This is a genomic window from Microbacterium kunmingense, from assembly GCF_023155745.1.
Classification (GTDB): Bacteria; Actinomycetota; Actinomycetes; order Actinomycetales; family Microbacteriaceae; genus Microbacterium; species Microbacterium kunmingense.
Genome location: NZ_JAKNUS010000005.1, coordinates 236903 through 253399, shown reverse-complemented (window position 1 = coordinate 253399; position 16497 = coordinate 236903). Strand labels below are relative to the sequence as shown.

The window sequence follows — 16497 nt, the reverse complement described above, 5'->3', positions numbered from 1 at the left end:
TACCACTGTCGGAAGCGACGGGTTCAGGGGCGTTCGCGTGCGGTGAGCGCGTGCAGCAGGCGGGTGAGGGTCTGGATGTCGTCGATCGACCACTCCTCGAGGGTGTGCAGGAGCGTGCTCTCCTGCGGTGCTCGAGCCTTGGCGAGCCGCTCCAGGCCGAACGGAGTGGGGAAGAGGATGCTGGAGCGGCGGTCGGTGGGATCGGGTTCGCGTCCGATGAGCCCCAGCTCCTCGAGCTCGCGCACGGTGCGACTGATCTGGCCCTTGTCGGCGACGAGCATCTCGGAGAGTTCCGACTGCGTCACGCGTTCGCGGCGGACGATCGTGGTGAACACCTTGTAAGCGGCGGGCAGCATGCCGGGGCTCACCCGCTCGGCGTTCTCACTGACGATCCGGCGCACCTGATGGATGAGACCGCTGAATTCCGCCTCGAGCGCCCGCACGGCCTCCGTGCGGGCGTCGGGGTCGGGTGCGGCGCTCATCGCCTTCGAGACTAACGTCGTCCTCACCGCCGGCGCGCGACCCGTGAGGCTGTGGTGCGCCCCGTGGCCGGGAGGGCGTTCATCCCCGTGCTCGTCGACACGGTGGCGAGGTCGGCTTCGCCGGCGTGGATGCGCTCGGTCGTCGTCATCCGATTCAGCGGCGTGTTCGGGAGGAAGACGATCGCGATGAGACTGACGATCGCCACCGGGACCGCGATGAGGAACGAGTGCGCGATCGCCTGGGCGTAGATGTCCTCGAAGATCACCCGGAGCGCCTCGGGGAGGGCGGCGACCTGCGGGATGGTGCCCGACTGCAGCTCCTGCGCGAGCGTCGCCCCCTGCGTGCCGAGATCCGACAGCGCCGCGGCGATGTCACCCTGGCGCTCCCCGGTGAGCGTCGTCGCCTGGCTCGCGAGTGCGGCGCCCATCACCGAGACCCCGATCGTGCCGCCGAGGCTTCGGAAGAAGGTCACGCCCGAGCTCGCCACACCCATCTCGCGCGGATCGGCGGTGTTCTGCACGACGAGGACCAGGTTCTGCATGGTCATGCCGACGCCTGCGCCCAGAAGGAACATGTAGAGCGATACCAGGGCGAACGGGGTGTCGTAGTGGATCGTCGAGAGCAGCGCGCTCCCCGCGGTGAGAAGGATGCCGCCGACGACGAGGTACGGCTTCCAGTGGCCGTGACGCGAGATGAGCGCACCGACGATGACCGATGCCAGGAGGAGTCCCGCGATCATCGGGATCGTCATGATGCCCGCCTCGGTGGGGGTCGCCCCCCGTGCCATCTGCATGTACTGACTGAGGAAGACGGTGGTGCCGAACATCGAGATGCCGGTCGCGATCGAGGCGATCACGGCGAGGGTGAACGTGGCGCTGCGGAACAGGCGGAGCGGGATGAGGGGCTCGGGGGTGCGCAGTTCCGCGACGATGAAGACAAGCGTGGCCAGGGCCGATCCGCCGACCATCAGCGCGGTCGGGAGGCTCCACCAGTCGAAAGACGTGCCGGCGTTCGTCACCCATACCAGCAGCAGCGAGACCGCGGCGCTGAGCAGCACGATCCCGACGTAGTCGATCCGCACCGCGCGGCTCGGCCGCTTCGGCAGGTGCAGGGTGCGCTGCTGGATGATCAGGGCGGCGACGGCGACGGGGAGGGCGACGAAGAAGTTCCACCGCCACCCGAAGGCATCGGTGATCACGCCGCCGAGAAGGGGGCCGCCGATGGTGGCCACCGCCATGACCGCTCCGAACAGACCCATGTAGCGGCCGCGCTCGCGCGGGCTGATGATGTCGGCCATGATCACCTGGCTGAGTGCGGCCAGACCGCCGGCGCCGACGCCCTGCAGGGCGCGAAACGCGATGAGGGTCTCGGGGTTCTGCGAGAAGCCGGCGGCAGCGGTCGCGAGCACGAAGATGACGATGGCGATCTGGATGAGGAGCTTCCGGTCGAACAGGTCGGCGAGCTTTCCCCAGATCGGCGTGGAGATGGCGGTGGTCAGAAGGGTCGCGGTCACCACCCACGTGTAGGCGGCCTGGTCGCCGTCGAGGTCGTGGACGATCACCGGGAGCGAGGTGGAGACGACGGTCGAGGCGAGCATCGACACGAACATGCCGAGGAGGAGGCCGATGAGCGCCTTCACCACACCGGGCCGGTGAGCGGGTCGGGCGTCTGCGGGTGCGGCGTCTGCGGGCGCGGCCATCTGTCCTCCTGAAAGTTGATCTACATCAACGATACGCCGACGGTTGATCTATGTCAACGAAAAGGAGCGCGTCATCCGAGCCGCCGTGGGCGGGAGGATGGAGGAGTGATCAGCGTCGAGGTGCTCCCGGACCCCGCGACCGATGCGCTCGCGCGGGCGGCGTGGCGCCGGCTGATCGACGCCGGGCTGCCGAGCGCCGGTCGGCACACCGGAGAGAGCAACCGGCCCCACATCACCGTGGCCGTGCGGGACTCGCCCGTCCTCGACGGGCTGTCGGGTCTCGCGGACGTGCTTCCGCTCACCCTGCGCCTGGGCGGCGTGCTGCTGTTCCCGCGCCCCGGGCAGGCGGTCATCAGCTGGCAGGTGGTCGTCACCGCGCCGCTGGCGGAGTTCCATCGCCGGGTGGACGCCGCGATCGGCCCGGCCGCCGAGCGCTACGCGCACACCGCATCCGATCGGTGGACTCCGCACCTGACGATGGCTCGGCGGGTCGGACTCGCTGACCTCGGCGCTGCCGTCGAGGCGGTGGACCTGTCCCCGCACGTGGGCGAGGTCACGGGACTGCGCATCTGGGACGCGACGACCCGGATGGTCACGACGCTGCGCTGACCGCCGGCGATCAGTCGGCGAGGGCGAGAGCGCGGTAAGGCTGGGCGAGCGGCGCGGCGGGCTGCGGCATCCGCTCTGCCCGGCTCAGCTGCGTGCGTCGGTACAGCTCGTCGATGAGGGATGTCGCCAGGCGCACCAGGCGACCGATCTCGACCTCGTCGCGGTCGACCCAGGCGCAGCGCGGCTCGTCGCCGACCGGAACGAAGCCGTCGTGCTCCTCCCAGACCACGAGCGTGCGCTCGGCCCCGAGGACGTGCTGCTGCCACCACACCTGACGCAGGTAGGTGCGGGGGATGCTGCGCCACGCCTTCTTCGTCGTCTTGATCTCGGCGAGCACCACGCGGCCGGAGGGATCGACGGCGATGCCGTCGGGGGTGGCGAGGTGGCGCTTCTCGACCTCGGCGTGGAAGAGCGCGCTGGAGGGCCGGATCCCGTGGGTCGCGGCGACCCACGCGGCGATCTCGGGCTCGCGGATGCGCCCATGAGCGGTGTAGGCGTTGCCGGAGAAGTTCGAGCCCATGAGCTTGGCGTCGGCGGCTCGGGGGATGGCGCGCTCTGAGGTGAGCGCAGCGACATCCGTCGCCGTGATCCCCCGGGAGCGGGCCCGCACCCACGCGACCCGATCGCGGGAATCCGCGACGATGCGGGCGGCGAGTTCGGGGGTCACGCGTTCGAGGGTAACCCGGGGTGGCGGTGGTCGCAGGACACGACACCCGCCTCGGGCGGTGCGCTCAGTCGGAGGCGACCGCAACCGCGGCGCCGTGCACCGAGATCGCCGCGCGTTGACCGGCGGAGACGTGGATGTCGGGACCGGTACGGACCGTCAGTCCGGTCCCGCCTGTCAGTCGCAGATCGACCAGGACGTCATGCCCGAAGTAGCGCACGCGGGTCACCTCTCCCGAGCCGGGGCCCGAGGCCGGGCTCGACGCGGCGACCAGGGTGATCTGTTCGGGCCGCAGGATGATCTGCACCGTGCCCTGCGCGGGGGTCGCGAGCGCGATGTCGCCGAGCGCGCAGGTGGCCCGGTCGGTGCGGGCCACGGCCGGCAGTACCAGGGCCTCGCCGAGGAAACGCGCCGTCCACGTGTCGACCGGGGTGGTGTACACCTCCCGGGGGGTGCCGTGCTGCACGATCCGGCCGTCGCGCATCACCGCAACGCGATCGCCGAGCGAGAGCGCCTCCTCCTGATCGTGCGTGATGAGCGCCACCCCGACACCGCGGTCGCGCAGGATCTGGGTGACATCGTCGCGCACCTGCTGCCGGAGGCCGGCGTCCAGCGCGCTGAACGGCTCATCCATCAGCACCAGACGCGGTTCGTGCGCGAGCGCGCGGGCGACGGCGACGCGCTGCCGCTGACCTCCGGACAGCTCGTGGGGGCGGCGGCGCAGGAGGTCGCCGAGACCGACGACCTCCACCAGGTCGCGGACGCGGGGATCGCGGTGCGCGTGGCGGAGGCGGAGGCCTCGGATGCCGTAGCCGACGTTCGCGGCGACATCCAGGTGCGGGAACAGCGCGCCCTCCTGCGGCACCAGTCCGATCCCGCGGGCCTCCGGGGGGAGGGAGGTGACGTCCTGGCCGTCGATGACGACACGTCCGCCGACCGCGGGATGCAGGCCTGCGATGACGCGCAGCAGTGTGGACTTGCCGCTCCCCGACGGCCCGAGCACGCTCACCCGCTCGCCGGGACCGATGTCGAGATCGACGTCGTGCAGCACCTCGCGATCCCCGTACGCGGCGCGCACCTGCTCCACGTGGGTCGTCATGCTTCCCTCCTCACGGTGTCGGCGAGGGCGTCGGCGGAGGCCGTGCTGTCCGATCCACGTCGGCGCTCCAGTCCGCGCGCGAGCAGCAGCGCCGGTACGACACCGGCGACGATGAGGAGCATCCCCACGGGGGCGGCCGCGCCGTAGGCGCCGAGCGACGTCTTGCTCCACAGCTCGGTGGCGAGGGTTTCGAATCCGATCGGACGCAGCATGAGCGTGGCGGGCAGCTCCTTGGCGACGGCGGTGGCGACGAGCACCCATCCCGCGAGGATGCCGGGAAGCGCCGCGGGGAGGGTCACCCGCATCCAGGTGCGGACGGGGCCGCGGCCGAGCGAGCGCGAGACCTCCTCGAGCTCCGGCGGAACCTGGGCGACGGCGGTGCGCGAGGCGCCGACGGTCTTGGGCAGGAACAGGATGGCGTAGGCCACGAGCAGGACGAGGATGCTCTGGTAGGCGCCGGGGAAGAACTGCAGCGACAGGGTCACCAGGGCCAGCGCCACCACGACGCCGGGGAGTGCGTGCCCGAGGTAGGAGACCGACTCCACTCCGGCGACGACCGGGCCGCGGAAGCGAGCCGCCAGCAAGCTGACCGGCAGCGCGAGGACCACGGCGACGGTGGCAGCCAGCGCGGAGACGCCGAGGGTCGTGGTCAGAGCGCCGACGAGGTCGGTGGGCGACGAGGAGTATCGGTCGCTGCTGAGCATCCGTATACCCAGGGCCACGAGCGGGAAGGCCACGGCGGCTGCGGTGACCGCACCGAGTCCGCACAGGATCAGGGTGGTGCCTGCGCGACCTGACCCGGTCGCCGGACGTGAGGTCACCGCCGCCCGGATACGCGCGGGTCGCGGACGGATGGCGCGCTCGCCCGCGACGCAGAACACCGCCACGACGGCCAGGAGTAGAGCGGTGGTGGCGGCCAGGGTGCGGTCGAATCCGCTGCTGAACTGCGCGTAGATGCCGGTCGTCAGCGTCTCGAACCGGAGGATCGCCGGGGCGCCGAAGTCGGACAGGGTGTACAGCGCGACCAGCAGCGCTCCGGCGGCGGCAGCGGGGAGGACGTGCGGGAGCACAACGGTGAGGAAAACCCGCGCGCGGCTCCTCCCGAGGGTCCGGGCGACGTCCACGAGGCCGTCATCGACACTGGACAGCGCAGCCATCGCCGGAAGGGTCACATAGGGCACGGTGCACAGGGTGAGGACGATGACGAGCGGCCAGAAGCCGTCGACCGTCGGCCACGTCGCCGTCCAGGCGAACGCGGCGACGAAGCTCGGGACGGCGAGGGGCAGACACAGCGCCACCCACCACAGACGCCGTCCGGGAAGGCGCACCCGCACCGCTGCGACGGCGAGGGCGATCCCCAGCAGCAGGGCCGCGACGCTCACCGTAACCACGAGGAGCAGCGTGTTCGTCAGCAGCTCGACGGTGCGCGGTCGCAGGAGTGCCGCAGCCGCCGCCTCGGCGCCGCCGGACGCCGCCCGGACGATGAGTTGAACGAGGGGTGCCGCCGCGCATGCCGCGACGATCCCGGCGACGAGGAGGAGCGGCAGCGGTGCGCGCCGGGACGACGTCCGAGAGCGTCGCCCCGGACGTGCGAAGACCGGCGCGGCGGTCAGAGCAGCCCCGCCTCGGTGATCAGCGCCACCGTCTCCTGCAGCGAGGCGAGATCGGACAGGTCGATGTCGGGGGCGCCGAGATCCTCGCGGGCGGGAACGCCTTCGGGCCCGGGAAGGTCACCGACGAGCGGGTATTCGAAGGTCTCCTCGCGGAAGTACGTCTGCGCCTCCTCCGACACGAGGAACTCGACCAGGGCGGCGGCCTCGGGTGAGTCACCTGCCCCGGTGAGCACCCCGACGCCGGTGACGTTGACGAGGGCCGAGATCGAGCCGGGGTCCCCGAACTTCAGCTGGGCGCGGAGCGTCGCGGGATCCTGCTCCGATCGAGCCCAGTAGTAGTGGTTGATCAGCCCGAGGTCGACGGCGCCGGAATTGACGGCCTCGAGCAGTTCGCCGTTGCTCGCGTAGATCGGGGCATCTCCCGCCACGAGGGCCTCCAGCCAGGCCCTCGCCACGTCTTCTCCCTCGCTGACGCGCAGCGCGGTGACGAACGCCTGGAAGGAGGCGTTGCTCGGCACGATGCCCACTTTTCCCGCCCATTCGGGCTCGGTGAGTGCCAGGACGTCGCCGGGCACCTGGTCAGCGCTGTACTTCTGGCTGTCGTAGGCGATCACCCGCGCGCGTCCGGTCAATCCCACCCACGATCCATCCGACGAGGTGTACTCGGCCGGCACGAGCGAGGTGATCTCATCGGGGAGGGTCGCGAACATGCCGGCGTCGGAGACGGCGCCGAGCGCCCCGGCGTCTTGAGAGATGAAGACCTGCGCGGGCGTGCGATCGCCCTCTTCGAGCAGCTGGGCGGCCAGCTCGGTGGTCCCGGCGTAGCGCACCTCGACGTCGATTCCCGACCGCTCCTCGAACATGACCACGAGCGGGTCGATGAGCTCGGCATCCCGGCCGGAGTACACCGTGAGCGTCTGAGGCTCGTCCGAGGGCATGCCCGGGTCAGCGGGCGTCTGTCCGGCGCACGCCGTCAGCGACAGGACGACGACGCCGACGGCGGCGACGAGGAGCGGGGAGCGGCGAGAGGGCATGCAGGACATCCTTGGGGGAGCAGGGGAAAGGCGGAAGCGCCATGGTAAGGCTACCCTAACCAGATCGACGGAGACGCCGATTTGGCGGGACGTCTGCGCGCGGCGTAGCATGGACGGAGCCGAAGACCGCTGGTCATCGAGGTGCGCGAGCACCGAGACCGAAGCACTGCATCGCAGGGGCCCGCGCAGGTGTCACGATCGAAACCCTTTCCAGGATGACGCTCCGTGCGCTTGCGCCGGAGCGTTTTGTTTTGCCGTCACGACCGGATGTCGCAGGCCGACGCGCCGCCACCGCGGTGCGTCTCACAGATACAAGGAGTGGCCATGGCGCAGAAGGAAGCATCGGTCGCCGAGCTCACGAAGCAATTCGAGGACTCGACTGCCGTCTTGCTCACCGAGTACCGCGGCCTGACGGTTGCCGAGCTCAAGGAGCTTCGCAACACCATCCGTCAGGATGCGGAATACGCCGTGGTGAAGAACACGCTGACCAAGATCGCCGCGGGCAACGCGGGGGTCACGGGGCTGGACGAGGGACTGAAGGGTCCGTCGGCCATCGCGTTCGTGCACGGTGACCCGGTCGCCGTCGCGAAGGGTCTGCGTGCCTTCGCCAAGGCACACCCCCTCCTGGTGGTCAAGGGCGGATTCTTCGACGGAAACCCCCTCACCGCGGAGGAGGTCAACAAGCTCGCCGATCTCGAGAGCCGTGAAGTCCTGCTGGCGAAGCTCGCCGGTGCGATGAAGGCCTCGCTGACCAAGGCGGCCTACGTCTTCAACGCACTGCCGTCGAAGGCCGTTCGCACGGTCGACGCGCTGCGTGAGAAGCAGGAGTCCGCGGCCTGACACGGGCCCGGCAGATAAAACCACCCAACAAGGAGATACATCATGGCAAAGCTCAGCACTGAGGAGCTGCTCGACGCGTTCAAGGAGCTCACGCTCATCGAGCTGTCCGAGTTCGTCAAGGCCTTCGAGGAGACCTTCGACGTCACCGCCGCCGCCCCCGTCGCGGTCGCCGCTGCCGGCGCCCCCGCCGGTGGCGCCCCCGCCGAGGAGGAAGAGGTCAAGGACTCCTTCGACGTCATCCTCGAGTCGGTCGGCGACAAGAAGATCCAGGTCATCAAGGTCGTCCGCGAGCTCACCTCGCTCGGCCTCGGCGAGGCCAAGGCCGTCGTCGACGGTGCTCCCAAGCCCGTCCTCGAGGGCGCGAACAAGGAGACCGCCGATAAGGCCAAGGCCGCTCTCGAAGAGGCCGGCGCGACCGTCACCCTGAAGTGAGCCGTGTCGGGTCAATGCGCGCGTAGCGCGCGTTGACGCGGCGCCGGGTCAGGTTGAGTAGCCGCCGAAGGCGGCGTATCGAAACCTCCCGTGGCGCACACCGCCATCACGAACGGCCCGGGTTACATCTCGTAACCCGGGCCGTTCGCTGTTCCCACCGACCTCGACCCGTCGAAAAACGCGGCCCGCCACGACCGCGCCCCGCGTTCTGTGACGGGTCGCGAAGAAGGAGCCCCTACAGCCGCCCCAGCGACGCATCCGCCACCGCGGCCGACTGTCGGGGGTTGACCGGCCCGGTCGAGTTGCGCACGACAAGGCGGGCCTGCGTGCGGATGACCGAGGGCGGGCGCTCCGGGTCGGCGAGATGCTCGAGCAGGGTGCGCACCGCTGCCGCACCCTGCTCGCGGGGCGCTTGTCGCAGGGTCGTCAGGGCGAACATCTCCGCGTACTCGTGGTCGTCGATGCCCACCACGCTGAGGTCGTTGGGCACCTGGATGCCGAGTCGGCGCGCGGCGATGATGGCGCCGATGGCGACCTCGTCGCACACGCCGACGATGGCGGTGGGGCGATCCCGCGACCCGAGGACGTCGACGGCGGCGGCGTAGCCGGAGGGGAGGCTCAGACGCGACACGATGTGCTGCGCCAGCTCGCCCATGCCCGCATCCTCCATCGCACCCCGGTATCCCTCGCGGCGGGCGCGTTCGACGTCGGACCCGGCCACCTTCGGCCCGTCGGGGGCGCCGCCGCCGAGGAAGAGGATGCGACGGTGGCCGAGGGCGATGAGGTGGTCGGTCGCGCGGCGGGCGGCGTAGTCGTCGTCGAGGGCGATCATGCTGAGACCCTCGGCTCCGCCGACGATGCTGACGACGGGCTTGCCGATCCGTCGCAGTCGGGCCAGCTCGGCATCCTCGGGCTCGAGCCCGACGGCGATGAGCCCGTCGAACTGCTTGCGCGAGAGGAAGTCCTCGAAGATCCGCCGCCGTCCCGGGGTCCCCGGCTGGGCGTCGTAGAGCGTGAGGTTCAAGCCCTCCTCCAGGAGGCTGTCCTGGATGCCCTCGAGGACCTCGGCGAAGAACCAGCGGTTCACGCATGGCATGACGACCCCGACGTTCCTGGTGCGTCCGGTGACAAGGCTGACCGCACTGGTGGATGCCACGTACCCGAGCTCGGCAGCCGCCCGCTGCACGCGTTCGCGGGTCTCGACCGAGACGTACCCCGACCCGGTCAGGGCGCGGCTGGCGGTGGATTTCGACACGCCCGCGAGGCGTGCGACATCGGCGATCCCCATCATCGTGTGAACCCTCCTTCGGGCTCGTGCAACGGTGTCGTACCACCGGAATCTGGAACCGTTTCCACGTCATCTTGCAACGTTGTCCGGCGCCGCGCCACCAGTGTCCGCATCGGTTATCGAGTCGTGATCAATTCGCGTTGTGAAGCCAAGCCGTCATCCCGTACGGTGATCCTGGAATCGGTTCCCTACCCGACGCCTGCGGGTCGCAGGACGGTGGGAACTGCTCGATGAGGAGGCAAAATGAGATTCGGAAAAGCGGGTCGCGTCGTCACAGCCGTCGCGGCCCTCGGTGTTTCCGCCCTCGCGCTGTCGGCATGTACCGGCGACATCGCGGCGAACGAAGACGTCGACTGCACGGAGTACGAGGAGTACGGCACCTTCGACGGTGCCGAGGTCACCATCGGCGGCACCATCCTCGACCTCGAGGCGGACCGTCTGGTGGAGTCGTGGAGCGACTTCGCCCAGTGCACGGGCATCAACATCGAATACCAGGGTTCGAGCGAGTTCGAGGCGCAGATCGCCGTTCTCGCCGAGGGTGGCAACGCACCCGACATCGGCATCGTGCCGCAGCCGGGTCTGCTCGCGCGTCTGGCCGAGGGCGGCTGGCTGATCCCGGCATCGGCCGAGGTCGAGGCCAACGTCGACGAGTGGTGGTCCGAGGACTGGAAGCAGTACGGCACCTACGACGGCACGTTCTACGCCGCTCCCCTGATGGCCAGCATCAAGGGCTACGTCTGGTACTCGCCGACGCAGTTCGAGGAGAACGGGTGGGAGATCCCCCAGACCCTCGACGAGCTGACGGCTCTGACCGAGGAGATCGCGGCCACGGGGCAGAAGCCCTGGTGCGTCGGGCTCGAGTCCGGTGACGCCACCGGGTGGCCCGCCACCGACTGGATCGAAGACTGGGTGCTGCGCCTGCACGGCCCCGAGGTCTACGACCAGTGGGTGACCCACGAGATCCCGTTCAACGACCCCCGCATCGTCGAGGCTTTCGACGCCGTGGGTGCTTACATCAAGAACGAGGACTACGTCAACGGCGGCATCGGCGACGTGTCGACCCTCGTCACCGAGGCCTTCCAGACCGCGGGTCTGCCCATCCTCGACGGCGAGTGCTCGCTGCACCACCAGGCCTCGTTCTACGAGACCTTCTGGAACGCAGAGGGCGGCGACGAGGTCGTGGTGGCCTCGGACGGCGACGTCTTCGGCTTCCTCACCCCGCCGGCCACGGCCGGTGACCCCCTGTCGGTGACCGGTGGTGGCGAGTTCCCCGTCGCCTTCCGCGACGCCGAAGAGGTCGAGACGGTGCGCGCGTTCCTCTCCAGCGACACCTGGGCGAACAACCGCGTCAGCCTCGGCGGCGTGATCAGCGCCAACAAGGGTGTGGACCCCGAGAACGCGTCGAGCGAGCTGCTGGTGCAGTCGATCGAGATCCTGCAGGATCCCGAGACCACCTTCCGCTTCGACGGTTCGGACCTCATGCCCGGCGCCGTCGGCGCCGACTCCTTCTGGCGCGGCGTGGTGGCGTGGGTCACCGGGCAGAGCACCCAGGAGACGGTCGACGCCATCGAATCCAGCTGGCCCGCCAGCTGATCGGATGATCCAGGTCGGGGGTGGGGCACTTCTCGCCCCACCCCCCACCACTCCGACGCCGGATGACGCGCCCCGCGTCCTGGCGAACTTCAACGACGAAGAAGGGATCGTGATCGATGACCACCGCCGATCTTCTGGGGAAGATCCTCCAGGTCGTGATGGGGCTGGCTGTCTTCGCCGCCATCGTGGGCCTGCTGGTCTTCTTCATCGACCGGGCTCCGAAGAAGGGCCGAGACTACTGGCAGCTCGTCGGCTTCCTCGCCCCGGCCATCATCCTGCTGGCCATCGGCCTGATCTGGCCCGCGATCCGCACCACGGGACTGGCCTTCCTCGACAACAGCGGCAACTTCAGCTGGGACAACTTCATCTGGATGTTCACCCAGCCCGCCGCCATCCGCACCCTCATCAACACCGTCGTCTGGGTGCTCCTCGTGCCGACCCTCGCGACAGCCCTGGGCCTTGCCTACGCGATCTTCATCGACAAGTCCCGCGGTGAGCGCTACTACAAGGCGCTGGTGTTCATGCCGATGGCGATCTCGTTCGTCGGTGCCGGCATCATCTGGCGCTTCGTGTACGAGTACCGTGCCGGTGAGCGCGAGCAGATCGGCCTGCTGAACGCGATCGTCACCGCCCTCGGCGGCGAACCGGTGCAGTGGCTGCAGACCGACCCGCTGAACACGTTCCTGCTCATCGTCGTGATGATCTGGATCCAGACCGGTTTCGCGATGGTGGTCCTGAGCGCGGCGATCAAAGGCATCCCGGCGGAGCAGATCGAAGCCGCACAGCTGGACGGCACGAACGCCTGGCAGCGGTTCACCAACGTCACGGTCCCAGGCATCCGCAGCTCGCTGGTCGTGGTCCTCACGACCATCTCCATCGCCACGCTGAAGGTGTTCGACATCGTCCGCACCATGACCGCCGGTAACTTCAACACGTCGGTCGTCGCCAATGAGATGTACACCCAGGCGTTCCGCGCGAGCGAGGTCGGACGGGGATCGGCACTGGCCGTCATCCTCTTCCTGCTGGTGCTGCCGATCGTCATCTACAACGTCAACGTGCTTCGCAAGCAGAGGGAGATCCGATGAGCAGCGTCGCCCCCGTCGATCTTCCCACCGGTGAAGGAAAGGACGACTCGAGTTTCGCCGAGGCCGCTCGGGACACCAAGTCCGGCCGCGTCAAGCGGCGGCTGACATCCCCGTGGGCGACGCTCGCGGCGATCGCGATCGCGGTCGTCTGGACGATCCCCACCTTCGGTCTGTTCATCTCGTCGTTCCGGCCCGCGGAGCTGATCCAGACCACCGGCTGGTGGACGATCTTCCAGAACCCCGGGTTCACGCTGGACAACTACCGGGACGTGCTGTTCTCGCCGTCGCAGTCTGCCCCGCAGCTCGGTGCGTACTTCGTCAACTCGCTCGCGATCGCCATCCCGGCGACGATCTTCCCGCTGGTGTTCGCGTGCATGGCGGCGTACGCGTTCGCGTGGATCAAGTTCCGCGGCGCGAACGTGCTGTTCATCCTGGTGTTCGCCCTCCAGATCGTGCCGCTGCAGATGGCCCTCGTGCCGCTGCTGCAGTTCTTCTCCTCGTGGCTGCGCCCGCTCCAGGCCGGATTGCACAATCTGATCCCGATCATCCCCGAGCAGAACTACCTGCCGGTGTGGATCGCGCACACCATCTTCGCCCTTCCGCTGGCGATCTTCCTGCTGCACAACTTCATCCACGAGATCCCGGGCGACGTCATCGAGGCCGCTCGCGTGGACGGGGCGTCGCACAGCCAGATCTTCTTCCGGATCGTGCTGCCGCTGGCGATCCCCGCCATCGCGTCCTTCGCGATCTTCCAGTTCCTGTGGGTGTGGAACGACCTGCTGGTGGCGCTCATCTTCTCCGGCGGGACGCAGGATGTCGCGCCGCTGACACAGCGCCTGGCCGAACTCGTCGGGTCGCGAGGGCAGGACTGGCAGCGACTGACGGCCGGTGCGTTCGTCTCACTGGTGGTACCACTGATCGTGTTCTTCTCCCTCCAGAGATTCTTCGTCCGAGGACTCTTGGCAGGCTCGACGAAGGGGTGAGAACCGGGGTCCGGAAGGTGTTGGCGCGGCGTCCGACGGCGTGCGTCGCGTCAACCAGTCCGGCCGCTTCGACGCTCCTGCGACCAGTACGGTCTGCGCATGACGACGCCTGAGATCGACGCCCCCGCCGACGACGGCGCCGACGCCGCGATGCGGCGGGAGATCGATCCGGATGTCGGGCTGCGCGCGGCGGAGGTCGCGGAGCGCGTGGCCGAGGGGCGCACCAATGCGTTCACGGCGGACACGAGCCGCAGCGTCTGGAACATCGTGCGGGCGAACGTCTTCACCCTGTTCAACGGCATCGTCTTCGGCTGCTTCTTCGTCCTGTTCGTGCTCGGCCGGTGGCAGGATGCCCTGTTCGGGTTCGCCGCGTTCGCGAACTCGATCATCGGCTGCGTGCAGGAGTTCCGCGCCAAGGCCGCGCTCGACAAGCTCGCACTCCTGAACGCTCCGCGCGCCCGCATCCGTCGGGACGGCGCCGAGGGCGAGATCGCACCGGGCGAGGTGGTGCTCGACGACATCCTCGTACTCCGCGCCGGCGATCAGGTCCCCGCCGACGGCGTGGTCCGTCGCGCGCGGGGTCTGCAGCTGGACGAGTCGATGCTGACGGGTGAAGCCGATCCGGTCGACAAGCGCGACGGCGCCGAGGTGCTGTCGGGCTCGGTGGTCGTCGCGGGCGAGGGAGAGGCCCAGGTCACCCGCGTGGGGGCTGACTCCTACGCCAACAGGTTCGCCGGGGAGGCCAAGCGGTTCTCCCTCGTCGCGTCCGAGCTGCGCACCTCGATCAACCGCGTGCTGCGATGGATGAGCTGGCTGATCGGGCCGCTGGGGCTTCTGGTGCTGAACGCCCAGATGATGGTCGCCGGCGGCTGGGCCGAGGCCTGGGAGTCGGGCGGGTGGGTGCAGGCGATCGTCAACACGATCGCCGCGCTGACTGCGATGATCCCCCTCGGTCTGGTGCTGATGACCTCGATCGCCTTCGCGGTGGGGGCGGCACGCCTTGCCAGCCGCCAGGTGCTCGTCAACGAGCTGCCCGCCGTCGAAGGGCTCGCGCGTGTCGACGTGATCTGCCTCGACAAGACCGGCACCCTGACCGTCGGCGACATCGCCTTCGACGCCCTCCACGGCTTCGAGGGTGCGGCGGTCCGTTCGACCGAGATCGCGGCGGTGCTCGCGTGGTACGGGGCCGCCCCCGACGCCAACGCCACCGCCCGGTGTCTGCGCGATCCCTTCCCCGTGGAGGATCCGAGCCACCCGTCCGCCTCCATCCCGTTCTCCTCCGCCCGGAAGTGGAGCGCGGTGTCGTTCTCACGCGGTCCGGCGGGCACCTGGATCCTCGGCGCGCCCGAGATGGTCTTCGGAGACCGGGCGACCGACACCGCCACCCCCCTGGGAGAGCAGGTCGTCTCGCTGGCCGCCACGGGCCGACGGACCCTGGTGCTGGCGTACGCCGCGGAGTCGCTGACAGAGGAGGATGTCGCCGCGGAGCGTCTCCCCGGGGGCGTGGGACCTGCGGCGGTCCTGACCTTCCGAGAGACGGTCCGACCGGACGCCGCGCACACCCTGGCGTACTTCGCCCGCCAGGGCGTCGGCGTGCGCATCATCTCGGGCGACAACCCCCGGACCGTCGCAGCCATCGCCCGCGACCTCGGCGTCGAAGCACCTGAGGGGTACGACGCGCGGCGCCTCCCCGAAGACGACAGCGCCCTCGCGGATGTGCTCCAGGAGCACACGGTCTTCGGCAGGGTCACGCCGGAGCAGAAGAAACGGATGGTCGTGGCGCTCCAGAGCCGCGGGCACACCGTGGCGATGACGGGCGACGGCGTGAACGATGCACTGGCCATCAAGACCGCGGACATCGGCATCGCGATGAATTCGGGGTCGGCGGCGACGAAGGCCGTCGCACGACTGGTGCTGCTGGACGGCAAGTTCTCCCACCTCCCCGACGTCGTGGCGGAAGGTCGGCAGGTGATCGCCAACATCGAGCGGGTCTCGATGCTGTTCCTCACCAAGACCGCGTACGCGACCGGCCTCGCGCTGCTGTTCGGGCTCCTCGTGCTGGAGTTCCCGTTCCTTCCGAGGCAGCTCTCCATCACCGACGGGCTCACCATCGGCATCCCGGCGTTCTTCCTGGCCCTGCTGCCGAACACCCAGCGCTACATCCCCGGGTTCCTGCGCCGTTCGCTCAGCTTCGCCATCCCGGCGGGCCTCACCATCGCGATCTCGCTGACGGCCTACGCGCTCGCGGCGGCGTCGCTGGGCGTCGGGGAGCCGGAGCTTCGGACGGGATCGACGATCATCCTCGCGGTCGTGGGCATCTGGGTGCTCACCGTCCTGTCCCGCCCCGTCACGCGGGTCAAGGTGCTGGTGATCGGCGCGATGTTCATCGCGCTCCTGGTGATCTTCACCGTCCCGCTCGCCACGGAATTCTTCCAGCTCGTCGACCCGGGGCGCGATGCGGCATGGCTCCTGACCGGTGTGATCATCGTCACGATCGGCGCGATCGAGATCGTCCGCTTCGCCCATCGACGGGTCGTGGCGCGCGACCTCGCCCGCGCGTCGGCCCAGTCAGCGGCGTCGGCTCAGTCAGCGGCGTCGGCTCAGTCGTCGGAGACGGCGCCCGACAATTCGCCTTCGCGGGCGACGAAGTAGCGCGAGGCGGGCGGCATCCAGACGAGGACGACGGCCACCACCTGCACGAGCACCTGGACGGTCGCGGGGATGTCCCAGGAGTCGCTGGAGACGATCGTGACCAGCTGGAGCACGACCAGCAGCGCGACGTAGCCGGTCAGGAGCAACCGTGCCAACCGACTGCCGCGGGCGAGCGCGGAGGCCAGGGCGGCCACCAGCAGGCCGAAGAGGATGATGCCCGCGCCGCGCAGGGACACCGGGAGGATCTCCTCCGCGGCGACGTCGTAGCGGCTGAGGAGTACGAGGATGCCGAGGGCGACGTTGGCGAAGGCGACGACGTAGACGAGGACGATCACGACGGTCAGGACGACGCCGCGTCGAGGACGTGTCTCGCCGGTCGCCGCGCCGCGGCCGACCACCTCACTCCGGGGGGCGCTCACGGGT

General features: G+C 69.4%; 15 protein-coding genes. 7 read left to right on the top strand and 8 right to left on the bottom strand.

Annotated elements, in window-relative coordinates; genetic code table 11:
* Positions 1-23 precede the first annotated feature (23 nt).
* Entirely contained in the window at positions 24-482 is a 459-nt protein-coding gene (locus tag MA875_RS09650) for a MarR family winged helix-turn-helix transcriptional regulator (protein WP_248242073.1), read from the bottom strand.
* A 23-nt stretch (positions 483-505) separates the two neighbouring features.
* Positions 506-2215 (bottom strand): MDR family MFS transporter, encoded by a 1710-nt coding sequence (locus tag MA875_RS09645; RefSeq protein ID WP_308221516.1) that lies wholly within the window; start codon positions 2213-2215, stop codon positions 506-508.
* A 72-nt stretch (positions 2216-2287) separates the two neighbouring features.
* Here MA875_RS09645 and MA875_RS09640 point away from each other — a divergent pair, with 72 nt between their 5' ends.
* Positions 2288-2791, top strand: coding sequence for a 2'-5' RNA ligase family protein (locus MA875_RS09640; RefSeq protein ID WP_248242071.1), 504 nt, complete (start codon positions 2288-2290; stop codon positions 2789-2791).
* A gap of 10 nt (positions 2792-2801) precedes the next feature.
* Here MA875_RS09640 and MA875_RS09635 read toward each other — a convergent pair whose 3' ends face one another.
* From MA875_RS09635 to MA875_RS09620, 4 genes are all read right to left on the bottom strand, one after another.
* Complete coding sequence (locus MA875_RS09635; protein WP_248242070.1) at positions 2802-3458, bottom strand: YqaJ viral recombinase family protein; 657 nt, start codon at positions 3456-3458, stop codon at positions 2802-2804.
* Between the two features lie 64 nt (positions 3459-3522).
* Positions 3523-4554 (bottom strand): ABC transporter ATP-binding protein, encoded by a 1032-nt coding sequence (locus tag MA875_RS09630; RefSeq protein WP_248242069.1) that lies wholly within the window; start codon positions 4552-4554, stop codon positions 3523-3525.
* Positions 4551-5945, bottom strand: coding sequence for an ABC transporter permease (locus MA875_RS09625; protein WP_248242068.1), 1395 nt, complete (start codon positions 5943-5945; stop codon positions 4551-4553). Before MA875_RS09625 ends, MA875_RS09630 begins: the two co-directional genes overlap by 4 nt.
* Positions 5946-6163: 218 nt before the next feature.
* Entirely contained in the window at positions 6164-7201 is a 1038-nt protein-coding gene (locus tag MA875_RS09620; RefSeq protein WP_248242067.1) for an iron ABC transporter substrate-binding protein, read from the bottom strand.
* Between the two features lie 324 nt (positions 7202-7525).
* On the opposite strand from MA875_RS09620, the gene rplJ reads away from it, so the two are divergent.
* Both rplJ and rplL read left to right on the top strand, forming a co-directional pair.
* A complete protein-coding gene (gene rplJ, locus MA875_RS09615; RefSeq protein WP_124293940.1) occupies positions 7526-8041 on the top strand; it encodes a 50S ribosomal protein L10 in 516 nt (171 codons plus the stop codon).
* Between the two features lie 42 nt (positions 8042-8083).
* Positions 8084-8473: a 50S ribosomal protein L7/L12 gene (gene rplL, locus MA875_RS09610; RefSeq protein WP_179560744.1), complete on the top strand. Its 390-nt coding sequence runs from the start codon at positions 8084-8086 to the stop codon at positions 8471-8473.
* 235 nt (positions 8474-8708) lie between these two features.
* On the opposite strand, the gene MA875_RS09605 is transcribed toward rplL, so the two are convergent.
* The gene (locus MA875_RS09605) at positions 8709-9764 is read right to left on the bottom strand and encodes a LacI family DNA-binding transcriptional regulator (protein WP_248242066.1); all 1056 of its coding nucleotides are present in this window, start codon (positions 9762-9764) and stop codon (positions 8709-8711) included.
* 240 nt (positions 9765-10004) lie between these two features.
* Here MA875_RS09605 and MA875_RS09600 point away from each other — a divergent pair, with 240 nt between their 5' ends.
* From MA875_RS09600 to MA875_RS09585, 4 genes are all read left to right on the top strand, one after another.
* Positions 10005-11354 (top strand): ABC transporter substrate-binding protein, encoded by a 1350-nt coding sequence (locus MA875_RS09600; protein WP_248242065.1) that lies wholly within the window; start codon positions 10005-10007, stop codon positions 11352-11354.
* A gap of 116 nt (positions 11355-11470) precedes the next feature.
* Positions 11471-12439 carry a carbohydrate ABC transporter permease gene (locus MA875_RS09595; protein WP_248242064.1) on the top strand — a complete coding sequence of 323 codons (969 nt, stop codon included), beginning with the start codon at positions 11471-11473 and terminating at the stop codon, positions 12437-12439.
* Positions 12436-13422 carry a carbohydrate ABC transporter permease gene (locus tag MA875_RS09590; RefSeq protein ID WP_248242063.1) on the top strand — a complete coding sequence of 329 codons (987 nt, stop codon included), beginning with the start codon at positions 12436-12438 and terminating at the stop codon, positions 13420-13422. The genes MA875_RS09595 and MA875_RS09590 overlap by 4 nt, the downstream gene beginning before the upstream one ends.
* A gap of 150 nt (positions 13423-13572) precedes the next feature.
* Positions 13573-16074 (top strand): HAD-IC family P-type ATPase, encoded by a 2502-nt coding sequence (locus MA875_RS09585; protein WP_248242130.1) that lies wholly within the window; start codon positions 13573-13575, stop codon positions 16072-16074.
* Here the strand turns inward: MA875_RS09585 and MA875_RS09580 are convergent.
* Positions 16023-16493, bottom strand: coding sequence for a hypothetical protein (locus MA875_RS09580; RefSeq protein ID WP_248242062.1), 471 nt, complete (start codon positions 16491-16493; stop codon positions 16023-16025). The genes MA875_RS09585 and MA875_RS09580 overlap by 52 nt on opposite strands.
* Positions 16494-16497: the final 4 nt, after the last annotated feature.

What these genes read in the sequence shown, in the direction of transcription:
- MA875_RS09650 (WP_248242073.1), bottom strand. Translation starts at nt 482, where the DNA reads ATGAGCGCCGCACCCGACCCCGACGCCCGCACGGAGGCCGTGCGGGCG.
- MA875_RS09630 (WP_248242069.1), bottom strand. Translation starts at nt 4,554, where the DNA reads ATGACGACCCACGTGGAGCAGGTGCGCGCCGCGTACGGGGATCGCGAG.
- MA875_RS09620 (WP_248242067.1), bottom strand. Translation starts at nt 7,201, where the DNA reads ATGCCCTCTCGCCGCTCCCCGCTCCTCGTCGCCGCCGTCGGCGTCGTC.
- rplJ (WP_124293940.1), top strand. Translation starts at nt 7,526, where the DNA reads ATGGCGCAGAAGGAAGCATCGGTCGCCGAGCTCACGAAGCAATTCGAG.
- rplL (WP_179560744.1), top strand. Translation starts at nt 8,084, where the DNA reads ATGGCAAAGCTCAGCACTGAGGAGCTGCTCGACGCGTTCAAGGAGCTC.
- MA875_RS09605 (WP_248242066.1), bottom strand. Translation starts at nt 9,764, where the DNA reads ATGATGGGGATCGCCGATGTCGCACGCCTCGCGGGCGTGTCGAAATCC.
- MA875_RS09600 (WP_248242065.1), top strand. Translation starts at nt 10,005, where the DNA reads ATGAGATTCGGAAAAGCGGGTCGCGTCGTCACAGCCGTCGCGGCCCTC.
- MA875_RS09595 (WP_248242064.1), top strand. Translation starts at nt 11,471, where the DNA reads ATGACCACCGCCGATCTTCTGGGGAAGATCCTCCAGGTCGTGATGGGG.
- MA875_RS09590 (WP_248242063.1), top strand. Translation starts at nt 12,436, where the DNA reads ATGAGCAGCGTCGCCCCCGTCGATCTTCCCACCGGTGAAGGAAAGGAC.
- MA875_RS09585 (WP_248242130.1), top strand. Translation starts at nt 13,573, where the DNA reads ATGCGGCGGGAGATCGATCCGGATGTCGGGCTGCGCGCGGCGGAGGTC.